Raw genomic sequence first — 17,265 nt, 5'->3', positions numbered from 1 at the left:
GCCCCACTGCGCCCAGCCGCCCCAGGGCCCCGATGCCCACGGCCCGCCGCGGTGCTGGCGCCGCTTGGCGCCCCGCAGCTCGCGGCCCCACGGGTCGCGCTCGTCATCTCGGTCGAAGTCGTCGCAGTGTCCCATCTCCCGGCCTCCCTTTGCTTGAGGTATCGCGTCGTACCTTTGATTGAGTCGCGATATATCGCAAACGTACGTCGAGGTTCGGGCCCGCGCAAGAGGCGGCCGGGGAGGCGGGTGGGGTCGCGTCCTAGCGCGCCAGCCAGGCGGCGTAGGAGTCGAACGAGAACGGCCGGCCCAGGAAGTCGGTGACCAGGTCGGCGGCATCCGCCGCCCCGCCGGGCACCAGCACCCGGTCGCGGTACCGGGTGGCCACCTCGGGCGCGAAGAGGTCGCTGTCGTCGAAGGCGCTGAACATGTCCTTCGCGATCACGAGGGACCACATATAGGTGTAGTACGCCGAGCTGTAGCCGCCGAGGTGGCCGAAGCCGGCGAACATGTGGGTGCCGGGGTGGTAGGGCAGCGCGGCGTACCTGCCTTGCAGCTCGATCATCCGGGCGGTCAGGTCCGGGGTATCCGGCGCGGCTCGGTCGGCGTGGAACCAGTAGGACATCGCGGCGTAGAACATCTGGGTGCGGGCGTAGATCCCCTTCCCGTAGTCGTCCGCCCTGCGCATCGCCTCGACCAGGTCGGCCGGGATCGACTCGCCGGCGGCGTTCGTGGCGAACGTGCGGAGCACCTCGGGGTGCCAGGCCCACTCCTCCAGCATCTGGCTGGGCGCCTCGACGAAGTCCCACTCGGTCGCGACACCGGCGAAGCGGAACCAGTCGCCGTGGCCGGCCAGCACGTGGTGCAGCAGGTGGCCGAACTCGTGGAACAGCGTGACGACGTGGTCGTGCTCCATCAGGCCCCGGGAGAAGTTGCAGACCAGCACCCCCTCGGGCACCTGCTCGCCCGCCACGCCGTCGGTCAGGGTGAACTGCGCGGCGTGCTTGTACTTGCCGTCGCGGGGGTGCAGGTCGAGGTAGATCCGGCCCACCGAGCCGCCGGCGGGCTCAGCCCGGTAGACGTCGTACGCCGTCACCTCGTCGTGCCACACGGATACGTCGACCTGCTCGTAGCGCAGTCCGAACAGACGGCCGGTCACGTCCAGCAGACCCTGCCGCACCTTCGCGAAGTCGAGGTAGGCACGGACCTCCTGGGAGTCGACCTGGTACTGCTCGGAGCGGACGAGCTCGGCGTAGTGGAAGTAGTCGTAGCCAGGAACCTCGTGGGCGTCGGGGAAGTCCTCCCGGTAGCGATCGAGCAGCTGGCCGAGGTCGCGGCGCATCGGCTCCTCGGCGGCGGCGGCGATCCGGTCGATGAACTCCGGGATCGCGGGGCCCTTGCCGATCATCTTCACGTCGGCGTCGTACGACGGCCAGTCGGCGTAGCCCACGGTGGTCGCCAGCTCGTGGCGCAGGGCGAACAGCTCGTTCAGCATCGACTCCGTCGTGGGCCAGCCGCGCTCGAGGAAGGCGACGGTGATGTCGCGACGGACGTCCTGGTCGCGGGCGAACATGCGCACCGGCACTGCGTCGGGGTAGTCGGTGGTGACGGTGACCAGACCGTCGTCCTCGACCGGGTGGGCGGCGAGCCAGTCATCCGGCATCCCGGCGAGCCGTTCGGGGGCGACCCGGATGGTGCGCACGTCATCGCGGATCACCCGGCTGAACTCCTGGTCGAGCTCGGTGATCCGGTCGCGGATGGCGGAGATCCGATCGCGGGTCGCCTGGTCCTTGTCGACGCCCGAGCGGCGGAAGTCGGCACGGATCTTGTTGAGCAGCCGCGCGGCCGACGGGTCGTCGGAGACCGCGTCGTCGTCGATCGCCGCGAAGACGTCGTACAGCTGCCGGTCCAGGCTCCACTGCGTGCCGAGCCGCTGCGCCCCCTGCTCGGCGTGGTCGGCCAGGTCCCGCACCTCCTCCGAGGGATGCACGTTCCCGAGCAGCGAGCCGAGAGCCGCGACGTTCCCGAGGTGACCGGACGCGCGGTCCCACAGACGGAGAACGGCGAACGGGTCGGCCGGCGGACCGGCGCGGAGCTCGCCGACCAGCGCCTGAGCACGGTCCAGCTCCGCGGTGGATCGAGCACGGACCCAGCCGGGCCACGCGTCGGACGAGGAGGGAAGTTCGAGCGGCGCAGCGGTCATGGATCAACACTACGAACGACCGGTGACGGCGCGAGGCCCACCGCCTCTCCGTTCCAGGCTGTGGGGCGGTGTGGAGGAATCGTGGAGATCCGTTGTCGAGCTGTGGAGGTCTCGGGGTCGTCGCGTCGAGGGCGCGTGGAGCCCGAACTGGGAGCGTTGGCACATCGGGAAAAGAGCTGCGCCGGTCGAACCGGAAGCAGCCGCAGATAGAAAAGGGCCGAGCATGACGCACACGATGACCTTCCTGCTAGGCCTCGTCTTCCTCCTCGCCGCGATCGTGGCCAACGGGATCGACTTCTCCGACGCCGTCACCGCCTCCGCTGCCGACACCGGCCGCGTCACCCCGGCCGACACGACACCGCCGACCGTCACCCTGGCCGGCCCCGGCGCTCCGGTACGGAACTGGATCACCGTCGCCGCGGCCGCCTCGGACGCGGAGTCCGGAGTGACCTCGGTGGCGATCCAGTACCTCGCTCCGGCCGCGTCGACCTGGACCACCCTGTGCACGGACACCACCGCGCCCTACCGGTGCGCGTGGAACACCGAGCACCGCCGTGACGGCCACTACCAGCTTCGGGCGCACGCGGTCGACGGCGCCGGCCACACGGCGGACTCCGACCCGGTCCACGCGACCGTCACCGTCCTTGCGGCAGGCGAGGAGCTTTGATGGCCCGACACACCTGGGCATCGCGCGGCGCCGTCGCCCTCACCGCGGTCCTCGCCGCGCTGGAGCTCTACGCCGCGGGCGTGAGAAGCGGTTCCGGCATCGTCGTGTGGGGGTGGGCGCTCCTCGGAGCACTCACCCTGCTGGCAGCCATGGCGCTCGCCCGGGTGAACTGCTTCGAGACCAGGCTGGCCGTGACCCTCGTCTGTGCTGCCGAGCTCGGACTGGTCCTGCTGGCGCTGGTCACCGGCCTGCCCGGCCAGTCACCGAAGCCGATGGACGCGGAGGCCGCGGTCGCGCTGCTGGTGTCGACCACGGCCCTGGTGCTCCTGGCCCTCCACCGCAGGGCCCGCCGCACCGGATCCGCCGACCACGACGGTGCCCCCACCTATGCTCGGTGAGTGCCCGTGCGCCTGCTGATCGTTGAGGACGACGACGCCATCGCCACACCCCTGCTCCGCGCCGTCCAGCGGGAGGGGTACGACGTCGAGCGAGTCGCGACGGGCGCCGACGCCATCGAGCAGGTGAGCGCCAACCCGGTCGAGCTGGTCCTCCTCGACCTGGGACTCCCCGACATGGATGGACTCGACGTGTGCCGTCGTCTCCGCGCCGACGGCTACCAGGGCTACATCCTCATCCTGACCGCGCGCGCCGGCGAGCTCGACCGGGTCGTGGGGCTGGACGTCGGAGCGGACGACTACCTGTCCAAGCCGTTCAGCCTGTCCGAGCTGCTCGCCCGGGTCCGCGCGCTGCTCCGCCGTGCCGGGCGGTCCGTCTCGCCCGTCGAGGACCCGGTCGCCACGGGCGCCGGTGCGCCGCCGGGCGACGGGCTGCGCGTCGACCGTGACGCCAGACGCGCCTGGGCGCGTGGCGAGGAGCTCTCCCTGACGGCCAAGGAGTTCGACGTGCTCGCACTGCTCGACCAGCAACGCGGCGCGGTGGTGAGCCGGGAGACCCTGATGAACGAGGTGTGGGACGAGAACTGGTTCGGCTCGACCAAGACCCTCGACACGACCGTCGGCCGGCTCCGGCAGAAGCTGCAGGACGCCGCGGCGCCGGTCGAGCTGAGCACGGTCCGCGGCGTGGGGTTCCGACTGGAGGACTCAGCCGGCGATGCGTGAGCGTCTGGTCATCGCCTTCGTCGGTCTCACGATCGCGGTGATCGTCATCTTCGGCATCCCCCGGGCCTACTTCCTGGCGGACCTGGTCCGTGAACGCGAGCAGTCGACCCTCGACGGCACCGCGACGACCCTCGCCGCACTGGTACGCGAGCGGGAGCGGGCCGGGGGCGACGTCGACGTGCCGCTCCTCGAGCACGGCCTGGTCGGCGCCGACCACGTGGAGTACGTCCCGGCGGACGGTCCCGGCCTCGCCGTGGGAAACGCGGTGAGCGACCCGAGCGACAGCCTGGTCGAGGAGCGGACGCTGGGGGACGGGAGCGTGCTCACCCTCAGAGTCGCCGGAGACACCGTCGCCAGGGACGTCCAGGAGGCGATCACGCCGCTCGTCCTCCTCGGGCTCGCCCTCGCTGCCGGATCGGCGGTCCTGGGGTTCGGCCTCGCCCGCCGGCTCTCCCGCCCGTTCCGCGACCTGGCGCGGTTCTCCCGCGACCTGGGCCACGGCCGCTTCGACATCGCGGTGCCGTCGTACTCGGTGCCCGAGGCGGAGGCGATCGGCGTCTCGCTGCGAGGCGCGGCCGCCCAGCTCGACCAGCTCGTGCGCCACGAGCGGGAGTTCGCGGTGAACGCGTCGCACCAGCTGCGGACCCCGATCACCGCGCTCCGGCTGGGGCTCGAGGACCTCTCCCTGTGGCCCGAGACCGATCCGAAGGTGCAAGCGGAGCTCGAGCGGGTGCTGGGCGAGCTCGACCGGCTCAGCGCGGCGATCGACGAGCTGCTCGACCTGTCCCGGGGACGGAGACTCGGTGAGCACCGGGACGTCGACCTCAGTGCGCTGGTGGCGGCCACGGCGCTGCGCTGGCAGAAGCAGGTCGAGGATTCGGGCCGTCGACTCGTCGTCCAGTCCAACGGGAAGGTGCCGGCGCGGCTCGCGCCGGGTCCGGTGGAGCAGGTGCTCGACGTGCTGATCGACAACGCGCGGGTGCACGGTCGCGGCACGATCACCGTGCAGACCCGACACGCCGGCACGCACCTGGAGGTCGCGGTCATGGACGAGGGCGAGCCGACCCTCCGGTCCGAGGTGTTCCAGCGCGGCGTCACCACTCGCCGGGTGGACGGCGACGCCCACGGCATCGGCCTGGCGGTCGCCTCCGAGCTGAGCGAGCTCAGCGGCGGGCACCTGTCGCTGGACGCCTCGGCACCGACCACCCGGTTCGTCCTGTGGCTGCCCGTGCGGCAGGGAGAGGTCATCGGATGACCAGCTCGCCGCGCCTCCTGCTCAGGTAGGCCCGCTCGGCGGCGTTGCCCGTGGCGGCCAGCGCGGCGTCGTACGCCTCCATCGCCTCGCCGGTGCGGCCGAGCCGGCGGAGCAGCTCGGCTCGGGTGGCGTGCCAGGCGTGGTAGCTCTCGAGCGGCAGCCTGTCGACGATCGCGAGCGCGACGTCGGGGCCGTCGAGCTCGGCCACGGCGACGGCGCGGTTGAGGGCGACGATCGGGGACGGGTCGATCGCGGTGAGCTGGTCGTAGAGCGCCGCCACCTGGGCCCAGTCGGTGTCCGCTGCGCTGCGGGCATCGGTGTGTACCGCGTTGATCGCGGCCAGGATCTGGTAGCGCCCGGGGCGGTTGGCCGCCAGGCACTGCCGGACGAGCGCCTGGCCCTCGACGATCAGGTCGCGGTCCCAGCCGGCCCGGTCCTGGTCGCCGAGCGGAACCAGCTCGCCGTTGCGCACCCGGGCCTCCCGCCGCGACTCGGTGAGGAGGAGCAGTGCGAGGAGACCGGTGACCTCCATGTTCTGGGGCATCAGCTCGTGAAGGATCCGGGCCAGCCGGATCGCCTCGCCGGTCAGCTCGGCGCGGATCGGCTCACCGTCGGCGGAGGACAGGTAGCCCTCGTTGAAGACCAGCAGCAAAACGGCGAGCACGGTGTCGACCCGGCCGGGCAGGTCCTCGGGCTCGGGGATCCGGTACGGGATCCGCGCGGCCTTGATCTTGGCCTTGGCGCGGGTGATCCGCTGCGCCATGGTCGTCTCCTGCACGAGGAACGCACTGGCGATCTCGGCCACGGTGAGCCCGCCCAGGAGCCGCAGGGTGAGCGCTATCCGTGCCTCGGGCGCGAGCGCCGGGTGGCAGCAGGTGAAGATCAGCCGCAGCCGCTCGTCGCCCGCACTCTCGAACGCCCCCAGGGAGTCGTGGGGCGTCGGGTCGTACATCATCGCCGCCGCCTGGTGCTTCTCGTCGCGCTTCTGCTCGCGCCGGATCCGGTCGATCGCGCGGTTGCCCGCGGTCATGGTCAGCCAGCCGCCGGGGTTGGGCGGGACGCCCGACCCCGGCCACTTCTCGAGGGCGGCGACGAGCGCCTCCCCCGCCGCGTCCTGGGCGATGTCGATGTCCCCGAAGCGGCGGACGAGGGAGGCGATCAGCCGCCCGTACTCCTCGCGGAAGACGCGCTCGACCTCGCCGGCGAGCGGGTCGATCACGCGTCGGCGGGGGGCTCGGCCTGGAACGGACGCACCTCGACCTTGCCCTGGCAGGCCTTCGAGCCCTCGGCCGCCAGCTCGAGCGCGGCGTCGAGGTCGGCGGCCTCGACCACCCAGAAGCCACCGATGTGCTCCTTGGTCTCCAGGTAGGGGCCGTCGCTGAAGACCGGCGCGGTGCCGGTGCCGTCGACGACGGTGGCGGTCTCGGCCGGCATCAGTCCACCGGCGAACACCCATGCCCCAGTCTCACGGAGCTTGGTGTTGAACTTCTCGACGTCCTCGAACATCTGCTGCATCTGCTCGGGGGGGATCTTGCCCACGGACTCGGTGTCGTCGTGCACGGTGAGCATGTACTGGGTCATCGCTTCTCCTTAGGTGGAACGGCACCTTCAGCCGTCTCTCACCATCTCTACGAATGGCGCAGACGGGATACGACAGGTTGCGGAAAGAAATCTCGCGGAGTCTGCGCCCGGTCTCAACCTCCGGCACGTGTCGGCTCGGATTCATCGCTACCGGCCCGCGGTCCCTAGCATCGTCGCGTGCGGATCCAGGGGCTGCTCGCGGACACTCGACCACTCCGGAACCCGCACTTCCGGCGGCTCTGGACCGCGAACATCATCACCGTCGTCGGAGCGCAGCTGACGGTGGTCGCCGTGCCGGCCCAGATCTACGCGGAGACCGGGTCCTCGGCCTATGTCGGGCTCACGGGTCTCTTCGGTCTGGTGCCGCTGGTCGTGTTCGGCCTGTGGGGCGGTGCGCTGGCCGACCACGTGGACCGACGCACGCTCCTGATCATCACCACGTTCGGCCTGATCGGGACAGCGCTCCTGTTCTGGCTCCAGGCGGCGCTGGGCATCGGCAACGTGTGGCTGCTGCTCAGCCTGTTCTCCGTGCAGCAGGCGTTCTTCGCCGTCAACCAGCCGACCCGCTCCGCCGTGCTGCCACGGCTCGTGGACGCCGACCAGCTCCCCGCAGCGAACTCCCTGAACAGCACGGTGCTGCACGCGGGCGCCATCGCCGGCCCGCTCGTGGCCGGGGTGCTGATCCCGTTCGTCGGGTTCTCCTGGCTCTACCTCATCGACTCGTTCACGCTGCTGGCGACGCTCTCGGCGGTCGTCCGCCTCCCCCGGCTGCCGGTCGCGGGCGCCACCGGGACGCCCGGCCTCAGGTCGGTGGTGGAGGGCATCGCCTACCTGCGCGGCCAGCCGGTGCTGATGATGTCCTTCGTGGTCGACATCGTCGCCATGGTCTTCGGCATGCCTCGGGCGCTGTTCCCCCAGATCGCACACGAGAGCTTCCTCGGCCCCGAGGAGGGCGGCCTCGCCTTCGCGCTGCTCTTCGCCGGCATCCCGACGGGAGCGGTGATCGGCGGTGTGTTCTCCGGGTGGGTGTCCCGGATCTCGTCGCACGGCCGGGCGGTGATCTGGTCGGTCGTCGTCTGGGGACTGGCGATGGCCGGCTTCGGGGTCGCGGTCGCCCTCGCCGAGGCCGCGCCCGGGTCGGCGCGCGGCTGGCTGGTGGTCGCCGTACTGATGCTGGTCGTGGGCGGCGCGGCGGACATGGCGTCAGCGGCCTTCCGGATGTCGATCCTCCAGAGCGCCGCGGCCGACGCGGTCCGCGGACGGCTGCAGGGCATCTTCATCGTCGTCGTCAACGGCGGACCACGGGTCGCGGACGTCGCCCACGGTGCGTCCGCGGCCGTGGTCGGCACGGCGGTCGCGGCGACCGGTGGCGGCGTGCTGACGGTGCTGTTGACGGTCGTCGCCGCGGTCGCGGTGCCGTCGTTCGTGCGCTACCGGGTGACGTCGAGCCAGAGTGTCAGCAGGGCCCGGGCGTAAGCCGCCGACTGTCGGTGGCCGCGCCTAGTGTCACGGTGGTGACCGACGCGGACGCCGTACGACGAGTGGCGCTTGCGCTGCCCCGTGCCTTCGAGCAGCACGTCGGCGGCCACGGGAAGCTCAAGGTCGGCCGCATCGTGTTCGCGGCGTTCGCGAAGGACGAGCAGGACTTCGGCTTCGCGTTTCCCCGAGAGGAGCGGGACGCGCTCGTCGCCTCCGCGCCGGACGTCTTCTTCCAGCCACCGGCGCGCGACCTTCGCTACCAGTGGGTCTGTGCGCACCTGGCGGCACTCGAGCAGCAGGAGATGCGCGAGCTGGTCACCGACGCCTGGCGGATGTGCGTGCCCGCGATGCTTCACGACCTGCCGGAGCTGCCGTCGCCGGCAACCGAGGCGTGGGCGCTGCTGGACGCGGGTGCCGTCGCCGAGGCGGCGGCGCTGCTCCATCCGTGCGTGCAGTGGCAGGACCGCGGCACGACGTTGCGCGGTCGCACCGACGTGGTCGCGCACCTGCACGAGCACCCGCGGCCCCGGCCGCCGCACCGGGTGGAGATCCGGGACGGGCTGATCGTCCGCTGGGTCCGGGACTGACGCGCACGCGTCGCGCCCGACGGGCCGGTCCGGGCCAGCCGTCCCGCGCGCACGATAAGAAGGGACGCACCACCGGGCCACCGGGCCACCGGGCCACCGGTCGACAGGGAGGGCGGGTCGACGGCGAGTCCGGCCCGCGCGCGGTCGTCGTACGACATGGCGGGCCCGAGGGCGCGTGGCGACATCACACGGGGCAGGTCGTGGCGCGGACCGCGGCGTACGACGGCCTCCCGCGCCTCGCATCGCGCAGCCAGGGACGCACTGACGGTAGGCCGGCTCAGAAAGCGCGACTGATCAGGCATCGCGGCGCCAGGCTGGGACTGCCTTCTCTTGGACGGGTCTCAGTCGGCGTTGAGCCCCACCCGTCACACGACCCAGGCACTCCTGGCACTTCCCGGCCGTTGCAACGGCCGGGAAGTGCAGGAATCACCGGTTAACCGGCGATTCCTGCAAAACCCACCGTCAGGCCTGAACCGCCTGCGGAACCGACCCGCTAGCGGTCCGGTTCTCGGCGTCGACCATCCACGCCAACTGCTCGATGCGTTCGATGATGCTGTGGAGCAGGTCGGCGGTGGTGGGGTCGGCTGCGTCGATGTCGTCGTGGATCCGGCGCGCGGTGCCTGCCACGGCGTAGAGCGACGCCACGATCTTGTCCACGGCCTCCCGGGTCTCGACCTCGCCGGTCGGGAACGGCGGCAGGCTGGACTGGGCGGCGATGCGGGAGGAGCTGCCGTCGGGGATGACGTACACGGCACGCATCCGCTCGGCGACCTCGTCGGAGAAGTCGCGGGCGGCGTCGACGATCTCGTCGAGCTGGAGGTGGAGGTCGCGGAAGTTGGGGCCGACGATGTTCCAGTGGGCCTGCTTGCCCTGGAGGGCGAGGTCGCTCAGGTCGACCAGCAACTGCTGGAGGTGGCCGGCGAACTGCTCGTCGGCCTGGAAGACGGGGTGGGAGACGTGCTTGCCCTGCCGGTGGCGGGTCGCGGTGGTCGCCATGGATGGTGCTCCTTCGCTCGGGTCCGAGATTCGATCTACAGGGGATCTCGACGGGTCCAACCCAAGCACGTTTTTTGGAACGATTCCAGAAAAGCGAGCCTAGCCTTACTCCCGCTCACCCGGGCGGCGCTGCGATGAAAATGACTGTCGGTGCCGGTCTCTAGGGTTTGAAAGTCCCTGTTGACCCCCCACGACGAAGAGACGCAGGCAAGGCTATGAGCGGCACCCCTCTGATGATCCGCGCGAGCGGACTGACCAAGCGATACAAGACCGTCGAGGCCCTCCGGGGTCTCGACCTCGAGGTTCCTGAAGGCAAGGTCCTTGCACTGCTAGGCCCCAACGGTGCCGGCAAGACCACGGCCGTGCGCTGCCTGACCACGCTGCTGCAGCCCGATGAGGGCAGCGCCGAGGTCGCCGGCGTCGACGTGCTGGCCGACCCGGTCGGCGTGCGCGCGAAGATCGGTCTCTCGGGGCAGTACGCCGCGGTCGACGAGCACCTGACGGCCTACGAGAACCTCGTGATGATCGGCCGGCTCTACCACCTCGGCAAGCCTGCGGCGCAGCAGCGGGCGCGCGACCTGCTCGACCGGTTCGATCTCACCGAGTTCGCCGATCGACCGGCCAAGACCTACTCCGGCGGCCAGCGCCGTCGGCTCGACCTCGCGGGCGCCCTGGTGGCGCAGCCCCCGGTGATCGTCCTCGACGAGCCGACCACCGGTCTCGACGTCCGCAGCCGCCAGCAGATGTGGGAGGTGATCCGCGACCTGGTCAGCGGCGGCACCACCCTGCTGCTCACCACGCAGTACCTCGAGGAGGCCGACCGGCTCGCCGACGACATCGTGGTGATCGACCACGGCCTGGCGATCGCCCGGGGCACCGCGGACGAGCTCAAGGCGCGCACCGGTGGCGAGCGGATCGAAGTGGTGATCGCGGACGCCGAGGACCGGGACGCCGCGATCCGGGTCCTCTCCGAGGTGACCCTCAGCGACGTGCGCGTCGGCGACAACGGGCGCGAGCTCACCGCCGCGGCCGGCGGCAGCGGCGCCAGCGACCTGCTGCGGGTGCTCCAGGGCTTCGAGCGCGAGACCGTGACCGTCCTCGACGTCGGGCTGCGACGGCCGACGCTGGACGACGTGTTCCTGGCGCTGACGGGCCATGCGGCCGAGGACGCCGACTCCGACGCGGCCGATGCGGCGGGCGACGAGACCGAGAAGGAGCTGGCTCGATGAGCACCACGGCACAGGCACTGTCCGACGGCTGGGTGGTCGCCCAGCGCAACCTGATCAAGATCAAGCGGGTGCCCGAGGTGCTCGTCTTCGTGCTGATCAGCCCGATCATGTTCGTGCTGCTCTTCGCGTTCGTCTTCGGCGGTGCGATCGAGCCACCCGGGGCGGTCGGCTACCGGGAGTTCCTGATCGCCGGGATCTTCGCCCAGACCGTGGTCTTCGGCGCGACGTTCACCGGTGCTGGACTCGCCGAGGACATGCAGAAGGGCATCATCGACCGCTTCCGGTCGCTGCCGATGTCGCGCTCGGCGGTTCTCGTCGGCCGCACGACCTCCGACGTGGTCTACAACGTGCTGTCGCTCATCATCATGGCGCTCACCGGCCTCCTGGTCGGCTGGCGGATCCGCGAGGGCTTCCTCGATGCGATCCTCGGCTTCGCGCTGCTGCTGCTCTTCGCCTATGCGATCAGCTGGGTGATGGCCTGGGTCGGTCTGCTCGTTCCGAGCGTCGAGGTGATCAACAATGCCTCGTTCATCGTGATCATGCCGCTGACCTTCGTCTCCAACGCGTTCGTCCCCACGGAGAGGTTCGACGGCGTGCTGCGCACCTTCGTCGAGTGGAACCCGGTCTCCACGCTCACCCAGTCGTGCCGCGAGCGCTTCGGGAACACCGGCGGCCAGCCCGCGCCTGACGCGTGGCCGATGCAGAATGCCGAGCTCTACACGCTCGGGTGGGTGGTGCTGATCCTGCTGGTGTTCGTGCCGCTGGCCGTCCGGCAGTACCGGCTGTCGACCAGCAAGTAGACCCCCCGCTGGTGCCCGAGTCTCAGGCGGACTCGGGCGCCAGCGCCCACTCCTCCAGCGGCTCGTCCGGATACCCGCCGCCCAGCCACACCGGGAGCATCTCGACGCCGTAGACGGCCGACAGCTTCCGGAAGTCCAGCTCGCTGATGTCGGCTGCCATCGACAGCCCCGGGAACCGCTGGGCCAGCATCCGCAGCGCCGTCCGCAGCTCCATCCGGGCGAGCTCGGCGCCCACGCAGCGGTGCATCCCCCAGCCGAACGACAGGTGGCGGACCGGCTCGCGGGTGGGGTCGAAGGTGTCCAGGCCCTTGCCCAGTCGCGGGTCGCGGTTGGCCGTGAGCAACGAGACACCGACCGCGTCGCCCTGCTTGATCCGGACGCCGCCGACGGTCACGTCCTGCTTGGCGAACCGCAGGAACGCCAGCTGGACGACGCACAGGTGCCGGAGCAGCTCCTCCACGACGCGATCGACCGACTCGGGGTCCGACCGCAGCATCCGGCCCGCTTCGGGAGTCGTCGCGATCAGGTAGGCGCCGAGCGCCAGCATCGACGCCGACGTCTCGTAGCCACCGAGGAAGACGCCGTCGGCGATGCCGCCCAGGGTCACGTCGTCGAGCTCGTCCCCATGCTCCTTGAGCAACGCGCCGATCAGGCCGTCGCCGGGGTCGGCCCGCTGCTCCTTCACCGCGTTGATGAGGAACTCGCGGGTGTGCGCGGCCGCCCCGAAGGCGCCGGCCCCACCGCCGCTGAGGTCGAATCTCGCGACGCCCAGCTCGAAGAACCGACCGCGGTCGTCGACCGGGAGACCGAGCAGGTCGCAGATGACGTCGAACGGCACGGCGAAGGCGAAGTCCTGCACCATGTCGACCGGTCCGCCCTCCAGGGACGCCGCCTCCATCGCGTCGAGGCGCTGCTCCACGATCGCCTCGATGCTCGGTTGCAGTCGGGCGAGCCGACGCATCGTGAACTCGGGCGTGAGGTAGCGCCGCAGCTGGGTATGCAGCGGTGGATCGGTCATGCCGAGACCGCCGATCTGCTCCTCGGCCGACCGACCGTCCTGGGAGACGAACTGACCGAGGTCGTTGGACCACACCGACTGGTCGCCGGCGAGGACCTCCTTGGCCTCGTCGTAGCCGCTGACGAGCCAGACCCCCTTCCCGAACAGCTCGGCGAGCTTCTTGACCGGCTCGTCGGCCTGGATCTTCGTCATCTCGGGCAGGGGGTCCAGTCCGCGGCGCTTGAGGGGGAGCGTCACCGAGTCAGGCAGGTACCGCAGCTTGCGCAGGTCGATGCCGTCGCGCATCGTCCGGTTGAGCAGCCAGAGCCCTGTGCGCTTCTTCGCAGCGTCGATCGCCGGGCCGATGAGGGGGAGCCGCATCGGGCCATTCCACCAGAGAACTTCGATCTGTGAGTCGGTTGTGACCCGGATCCCTACCCTGAGAACCCCCCGAGGTCGACCCTGAGACGGCGCTCGGTGCCGGAGCTGTGCCCGGAAATCTACGAGCCGCGAGTCCGGCGGCTAGCCTGAGTCCGTGGTGAACTGGGATGCCTATGACGCAGCTCTTTTCGATCTCGACGGAGTGGTGACACCGACCGCCGAGGTGCACATGCGTGCCTGGGCTTCGATGTTCAACGAGTACCTCGAGCGCCGGTCCGCCTCGGACGGCGTCGACTACCCGCCGTACGCGGATCAGGACTACTTCGACCACGTCGACGGCAAGCCGCGGTACGACGGCGTGCGATCCTTCCTTCTCTCCCGTGGGATCCACCTCCCCGAGGGCCTCGCCGACGACCCGACGACGGCCGAGACGGTCTGCGGCCTCGGCAACCGCAAGAACGACTACTTCGGGCGAGTGCTGAACGAGCAGGGCGTGGTCCCCTATCCGGGCTCGGTCGCCCTGATCGAGGCACTCCACGCCGGGGGCACACCGATGGCGGTGGTCTCCTCCTCCCGCAACGCCCCGACCGTGCTCGCCGCCGCCGGCCTCACGGACTACTTCCAGCTCATCGTGCACGGTGGCGTCGCCGCCGAGCTCGGCCTTCCGGGAAAGCCCGCGCCCGACACGTTCTCCCATGCCGCCGAGCGCCTCGGCGCCACCAACAAGCGGTCCGTGGTCCTCGAAGACGCCATCAGCGGCGTCGCCGCCGGGCGCGCGGGTGACTTCGGGCTGGTCGTCGGCGTCGACCGTGGCGCCGGTGCCAAGGCCCTGGCCGACGCGGGCGCCGACATCGTCGTCACCGATCTCGCCGAGCTGCTGAGCGGAGAGCCGGTATGAACGTCCCCACCGACGGCCCCGGCCCCTCGCACCACGCGCCTCCGGTCGCCGATCCGCTCGACCGGTCACGGTTCCCTGTGGACGAATGGCGGCTGACCGAGACCCGGTTCGACTGCGACGACGTCGGCGTCACCGAGTCGCTCTTCACCGTCGGCAACGGCTACCTCGGCCTGCGCGGCAACCTCTCGGAGAGCCGAGACGCGCATCTCGACGGCACCTTCGTCAACGGCTTCCACGAGACCTGGCCGATCTCCCACGCCGAGGAGGCCTACGGGTTCGCGCGGGTCGGCCAGACCATCGTGAACGTCCCGGACCCCAAGGTGATCCGGCTCTACGTCGACGACGAGCCGCTGCACCTCTCGGTCGCAGACCTCCCGGAGTACGAGCGTTCGCTCGACTTCCGCACCGGCGTCCTGACCCGAGACCTGATCTGGCGCACACCCGGCGGCAAGCGGGTCCGCGTCCGCAGCACGCGGATGGTGCCCCTGGAGCAGCGGCACCTGGCCGTGATGACCTTCGAAGTCACCCTGCTCGACCACCGTGCGTCGCTGGCCATCTCCTCGCAGCTCCTCAACCGCCAGGACATCGAGCCCGAGGCTCCGATGGCCGGCGCCGGCATCGGTGGCGGCAGCACCGACCCACGCAAGGCCGAGTCCTTCGACCGTCGGGTGCTCGTCCCGCGGCTCCACGCGGCCGATCCGGAGACCGCGCGGCTCAAGCTCGGCTATCGCACCGCGGAGAGTGGGATGACGATCGGTGTCGTCGCCGACCACACGCTCGAGTCGCCGGCGCCGTACTCCATGAGCGTGCACGCCGAAGACGACATGGCGAAGGTCATCTACCAGATCAACGCCGAGCCGGGCGTGCCGGTGAAGCTCACCAAGCTGGTCTCCTTCCACACCGCGGAGAGCATCCCGCCCCGCGAGCTGATCGACCGCTGCGAGCGGACGCTCGCGCGCACCCACCACGAGGGCGTCGCCCACCAGTACGCGGCGCAGGAGGCATGGCTGACCGCGTTCTGGGAGCGCGCCGACGTGGAGGTCCCCGGGCATCCCGGGATCCAGCAGGCGATCCGGTGGAACCTCTTCTCGATCCTCCAGGCCTCTGCGCGGGCCGAGGGCAAGGGCATCGCGGCCAAGGGGGTGAGCGGCTCGGGCTACGGCGGCCACTACTTCTGGGACACCGAGATCTATGTGATGCCGTTCCTGACCTACACCAACCCGTGGGCCGCGCGGAACGCGCTCCGGTTCCGCTACACGCTGCTCGAGAACGCCCGCGCACGGGCCCGGGAGCTGTCCCAGAAGGGCGCGCTGTTCCCGTGGCGCACGATCAACGGGCACGAGGCCTCCGCGTACTACGCGGCAGGCACCGCGCAGTACCACATCGACGCGGACATCGCCTACGCGCTGAGTCAGTACGTCGGCGCGACCGGCGACGACGAGTTCCTCTCCCGCGAGGCGATCGACATCTTCGTCGAGACCGCACGGATGTGGGCCGACCTCGGGTTCTGGCGCGACGAGACCCGTCGCACGTTCCACATCCACGGTGTCACCGGTCCCGACGAGTACACCACCGTGGTGAACGACAACCTGTACACGAACGTCCTCGCGCGCTTCAACCTCCGTCGCGCGGCGCGGGCCGTGTGGGAGCTGGAGCGCAACGACCCGGCTGCCTACGCGGACATGGTCCGCCGTACCGGCCTCACCGCGGACGAGCCCCAGGAGTGGGCGGACTGCGCGCAGGGGATGCTGATCCCGTTCGACGAGTACCTCGGCATCCACCCGCAGGACATCAACTTCCTCGAGCGCGAGATGTGGGACCTGGAGAACACCCCGCTCGAGAAGCGGCCGCTGCTCCTCAGCTACCACCCGCTGGTGATCTACCGGTTCCAGGTGCTCAAGCAGGCCGACGTCGTGCTCGCCCTCTACCTCCAGGGTGAGGAGTTCACCGCGGAGCAGAAGAAGGCGGACTTCGACTACTACGACCCGATCACCACCGGGGACTCCACGCTGTCCGCGGTGATGCAGTCGATCATGGCGGCCGAGGTCGGATATCACGACCTGGCACTGCGTTACTTCCTCTCGGGCCTGTTCGTCGATCTCGCCGACCGCCACCACAACACCGCCGACGGCGTGCACGTCGCCTCGACCGGCGGCGTGTGGAGCGCGCTCGTCGCCGGCTTCGGCGGGTTCCGCGACATCGGCACGGGAGCCGGCGAGCGACAGTGGCAGATCGACCCGCGTCTTCCCGAGCGGTGGGAGTCCCTGATCTACCGGGTGACCCTGCGCGGCACCCGGGTGCGCGTCACCGTCCGCACGGAGGAGCTCGAGCTGTGCATCGAGCAGGGCGACGGCCCGGTCACCTTCGACGTGCGCGACGAGCTGGTGACCGTGACCGCCGACGGTCCGGTGACGGTGCCCCTCAAGCACCAGGGGCCGCGGCTCGAGGGCGAGCCGCCGTACCCCGCCGGGATCCAGCGGGCCGACGGCACCGTGATCTCCGCGATCGTGCCGTCCGGCTACTGACGCACCGCCTCCTGGACGTGTCCCGAGACAGATCTCACAGACCCACCGGCGAGATCCCGGCGCGGATGGTCCGCGCGGGAGCGTTCACTTGAGCGCGTGATCTCCGCCGCCACCCCCCGTACCGCGGGGGGCAGCCCGTCCCGCGAGCAGGTGACCCCTGCGCGGCGTTGGGCCATGCTCGGCGTGAGCACCGCGGCGCAGGCCTCGTCGGCCGCGATGGTCCACGGCCCGGCCTTCCTGATCCCGGTCCTCCACAACCGCGCCGGGATGTCCCTCCCCGAGGCCGGTCTGGTTGCGGCGGCGCCGATGGCGGGCCTGATGTGCACCCTCATCCTCTGGGGACTGGTCGTGGACCGCCGGGGCGAGCGGTTCGCCATGCTGTCGGGCCTCACGGCCGTCACCGCCGGCGGCGTCGCGGCCGCGCAGCTGGACGGGGTGTGGCCGATGGGTGCGGCGCTCTTCGCGGCCGGCGCCGCGTCCGGTGCCACCAACGCCGCGTCCGGCCGGGTCGTGGTCGGCTGGTTCCCTCCCGACCGCCGGGGGCTCGCCATG

At 70.8% G+C, this 17,265-nt stretch carries 16 protein-coding genes; 11 read left to right on the top strand and 5 right to left on the bottom strand.

Annotation, left to right across the window (positions count from 1 at the left end; translation table 11 throughout):
* Positions 1-259: 259 nt before the first annotated feature.
* A complete protein-coding gene (locus E7Z54_RS21970; protein WP_136436858.1) occupies positions 260-2,200 on the bottom strand; it encodes a M3 family metallopeptidase in 1,941 nt (646 codons plus the stop codon).
* A gap of 223 nt (positions 2,201-2,423) precedes the next feature.
* Between E7Z54_RS21970 and E7Z54_RS21965 the strand changes: the two genes are divergently transcribed.
* The 4 genes from E7Z54_RS21965 to E7Z54_RS21950 are packed head-to-tail and all read left to right on the top strand — an operon-like array spanning position 2,424 to position 5,240.
* Positions 2,424-2,867, top strand: coding sequence for an Ig-like domain-containing protein (locus E7Z54_RS21965; RefSeq protein ID WP_136436857.1), 444 nt, complete (start codon positions 2,424-2,426; stop codon positions 2,865-2,867).
* A complete protein-coding gene (locus E7Z54_RS21960) occupies positions 2,867-3,265 on the top strand; it encodes a hypothetical protein (RefSeq protein WP_136436856.1) in 399 nt (132 codons plus the stop codon). The genes E7Z54_RS21965 and E7Z54_RS21960 overlap by 1 nt, the downstream gene beginning before the upstream one ends.
* On the top strand, positions 3,266-3,985 hold the full coding sequence (locus E7Z54_RS21955) for a response regulator transcription factor (protein WP_136436855.1): 720 nt from the start codon (positions 3,266-3,268) through the stop codon (positions 3,983-3,985).
* Positions 3,978-5,240, top strand: coding sequence for a sensor histidine kinase (locus E7Z54_RS21950; protein WP_136436854.1), 1,263 nt, complete (start codon positions 3,978-3,980; stop codon positions 5,238-5,240). The genes E7Z54_RS21955 and E7Z54_RS21950 overlap by 8 nt, the downstream gene beginning before the upstream one ends.
* On the opposite strand, the gene E7Z54_RS21945 is transcribed toward E7Z54_RS21950, so the two are convergent.
* Together E7Z54_RS21945 and E7Z54_RS23865 are read right to left on the bottom strand one after the other, a co-directional pair.
* Positions 5,230-6,456, bottom strand: coding sequence for an RNA polymerase sigma factor (locus E7Z54_RS21945; protein WP_206056468.1), 1,227 nt, complete (start codon positions 6,454-6,456; stop codon positions 5,230-5,232). The two genes, E7Z54_RS21950 and E7Z54_RS21945, sit on opposite strands and share 11 nt — an antisense overlap.
* Positions 6,456-6,821 carry a YciI family protein gene (locus tag E7Z54_RS23865; RefSeq protein ID WP_206056467.1) on the bottom strand — a complete coding sequence of 122 codons (366 nt, stop codon included), beginning with the start codon at positions 6,819-6,821 and terminating at the stop codon, positions 6,456-6,458. Before E7Z54_RS23865 ends, E7Z54_RS21945 begins: the two co-directional genes overlap by 1 nt.
* A 177-nt stretch (positions 6,822-6,998) precedes the next feature.
* On the opposite strand from E7Z54_RS23865, the gene E7Z54_RS21940 reads away from it, so the two are divergent.
* Together E7Z54_RS21940 and E7Z54_RS21935 are read left to right on the top strand one after the other, a co-directional pair.
* A complete protein-coding gene (locus tag E7Z54_RS21940; RefSeq protein ID WP_206056466.1) occupies positions 6,999-8,297 on the top strand; it encodes an MFS transporter in 1,299 nt (432 codons plus the stop codon).
* A gap of 38 nt (positions 8,298-8,335) precedes the next feature.
* The gene (locus E7Z54_RS21935; protein WP_136436852.1) at positions 8,336-8,887 is read left to right on the top strand and encodes an MmcQ/YjbR family DNA-binding protein; all 552 of its coding nucleotides are present in this window, start codon (positions 8,336-8,338) and stop codon (positions 8,885-8,887) included.
* Between the two features lie 462 nt (positions 8,888-9,349).
* Here E7Z54_RS21935 and E7Z54_RS21930 read toward each other — a convergent pair whose 3' ends face one another.
* On the bottom strand, positions 9,350-9,883 hold the full coding sequence (locus E7Z54_RS21930) for a Dps family protein (protein ID WP_136436851.1): 534 nt from the start codon (positions 9,881-9,883) through the stop codon (positions 9,350-9,352).
* 215 nt (positions 9,884-10,098) lie between these two features.
* Here E7Z54_RS21930 and E7Z54_RS21925 point away from each other — a divergent pair, with 215 nt between their 5' ends.
* Positions 10,099-11,112, top strand: coding sequence for an ATP-binding cassette domain-containing protein (locus E7Z54_RS21925; protein ID WP_206056465.1), 1,014 nt, complete (start codon positions 10,099-10,101; stop codon positions 11,110-11,112).
* Positions 11,109-11,912, top strand: a complete 804-nt coding sequence (locus tag E7Z54_RS21920) for an ABC transporter permease (protein ID WP_136436850.1) — start codon at positions 11,109-11,111, stop codon at positions 11,910-11,912. The genes E7Z54_RS21925 and E7Z54_RS21920 overlap by 4 nt, the downstream gene beginning before the upstream one ends.
* Before the next feature lie 22 nt (positions 11,913-11,934).
* Here E7Z54_RS21920 and E7Z54_RS21915 read toward each other — a convergent pair whose 3' ends face one another.
* Positions 11,935-13,290: a cytochrome P450 gene (locus E7Z54_RS21915; protein WP_206056464.1), complete on the bottom strand. Its 1,356-nt coding sequence runs from the start codon at positions 13,288-13,290 to the stop codon at positions 11,935-11,937.
* 157 nt (positions 13,291-13,447) lie between these two features.
* On the opposite strand from E7Z54_RS21915, the gene E7Z54_RS21910 reads away from it, so the two are divergent.
* From E7Z54_RS21910 to E7Z54_RS21900, 3 genes are all read left to right on the top strand, one after another.
* Positions 13,448-14,188 (top strand): HAD family hydrolase, encoded by a 741-nt coding sequence (locus E7Z54_RS21910; protein WP_136436860.1) that lies wholly within the window; start codon positions 13,448-13,450, stop codon positions 14,186-14,188.
* Positions 14,185-16,713: a glycoside hydrolase family 65 protein gene (locus tag E7Z54_RS21905; protein ID WP_136436849.1), complete on the top strand. Its 2,529-nt coding sequence runs from the start codon at positions 14,185-14,187 to the stop codon at positions 16,711-16,713. Before E7Z54_RS21910 ends, E7Z54_RS21905 begins: the two co-directional genes overlap by 4 nt.
* A gap of 96 nt (positions 16,714-16,809) precedes the next feature.
* On the top strand, positions 16,810-17,265 hold a 456-nt coding region (locus E7Z54_RS21900; protein ID WP_240769839.1), incomplete at its 3' end, for an MFS transporter.

The organism is Nocardioides sp. (assembly GCF_004803405.1).
GTDB classification, from domain to species: domain Bacteria; phylum Actinomycetota; class Actinomycetes; order Propionibacteriales; family Nocardioidaceae; genus Nocardioides; species Nocardioides vastitatis.
This window is presented reverse-complemented; position numbering and strand designations above follow the sequence as displayed.

Coding starts and splice junctions, on each gene's coding strand:
- E7Z54_RS21970 (WP_136436858.1), bottom strand. CDS start 2,200: ATGACCGCTGCGCCGCTCGAACTTCCCTCCTCGTCCGACGCGTGGCCC.
- E7Z54_RS21965 (WP_136436857.1), top strand. CDS start 2,424: ATGACGCACACGATGACCTTCCTGCTAGGCCTCGTCTTCCTCCTCGCC.
- E7Z54_RS21960 (WP_136436856.1), top strand. CDS start 2,867: ATGGCCCGACACACCTGGGCATCGCGCGGCGCCGTCGCCCTCACCGCG.
- E7Z54_RS21950 (WP_136436854.1), top strand. CDS start 3,978: ATGCGTGAGCGTCTGGTCATCGCCTTCGTCGGTCTCACGATCGCGGTG.
- E7Z54_RS23865 (WP_206056467.1), bottom strand. CDS start 6,821: ATGACCCAGTACATGCTCACCGTGCACGACGACACCGAGTCCGTGGGC.
- E7Z54_RS21930 (WP_136436851.1), bottom strand. CDS start 9,883: ATGGCGACCACCGCGACCCGCCACCGGCAGGGCAAGCACGTCTCCCAC.
- E7Z54_RS21925 (WP_206056465.1), top strand. CDS start 10,099: ATGAGCGGCACCCCTCTGATGATCCGCGCGAGCGGACTGACCAAGCGA.
- E7Z54_RS21920 (WP_136436850.1), top strand. CDS start 11,109: ATGAGCACCACGGCACAGGCACTGTCCGACGGCTGGGTGGTCGCCCAG.
- E7Z54_RS21915 (WP_206056464.1), bottom strand. CDS start 13,290: ATGCGGCTCCCCCTCATCGGCCCGGCGATCGACGCTGCGAAGAAGCGC.
- E7Z54_RS21905 (WP_136436849.1), top strand. CDS start 14,185: ATGAACGTCCCCACCGACGGCCCCGGCCCCTCGCACCACGCGCCTCCG.